This window comes from Levilactobacillus zymae DSM 19395 (assembly GCF_001434115.1).
Classification (GTDB): Bacteria; Bacillota; Bacilli; order Lactobacillales; family Lactobacillaceae; genus Levilactobacillus; species Levilactobacillus zymae.
Map to the genome: position 1 here is coordinate 1 of NZ_AZDW01000009.1, position 634 is coordinate 634.

A 634-nucleotide genomic window follows, 5' to 3' on the forward strand; every position below is an offset into this window, starting at 1 on the left:
TTTTTGAAAAACATGAAAACTGACGACTTTTTTGGAAGGTATGAATAATTCAGGTACATAGTAAGCAAGATCAAAAGCCGTCAGTTTTTGAAAAACATGAAAACTGACGACTTTTTTGGAAGGTATGAATAATTCAGGCCGATACTATTCCTATAAGGAAAGTTAAGTGAGGAATTATTATGGCAAAGATAAATGTAAAAGTAATTTCTGAAAACGATGTGTTATCACCCGTTGGCGGTAAAAAAGTTGGTGAAAAGATTATTGCTGAAAAGGGTAGCCGACCAATTATTTTAGACTTTCAAGATTCAGGTTCTCACACGTCACTTTTCTTTAACGCTATGTTTAACGCGTTGAGGAACTTTCCGGAAATTGATATTAATCAAGATATTAAACTGGAAAATGAGACGCCACTAGATGTAGATACCTATAAAAGAAGCAAGGATAATTTCTTGAATAAGCTGGGGAGGGCATAATCTAGTGACGACAATTAAATGCCGGGGCGTTATTGATTTAACAGATTTGATGCAATTGGCAAAAATGAGGCAAACTTTTAACCAAGGATTTTATGTAGATACTAACACCTGAATTATTCATACCTTCCAAAAAAGTCGTCAGTTTTCATGTTTTTCAAAAA

1 protein-coding gene is annotated in these 634 nt (G+C 33.9%); it reads left to right on the forward strand.

Features of this window, described 5'->3' with window-relative positions; all coding sequences use genetic code 11:
• The first annotated feature begins 179 nt into the window (after positions 1-179).
• Positions 180-473, forward strand: a complete 294-nt coding sequence (locus FD38_RS01580) for an STAS-like domain-containing protein (protein WP_057730534.1) — start codon at positions 180-182, stop codon at positions 471-473.
• The last annotated feature ends 161 nt before the right edge of the window (positions 474-634 follow it).

Coding starts and splice junctions, on each gene's coding strand:
- FD38_RS01580 (WP_057730534.1), top strand. CDS start 180: ATGGCAAAGATAAATGTAAAAGTAATTTCTGAAAACGATGTGTTATCA.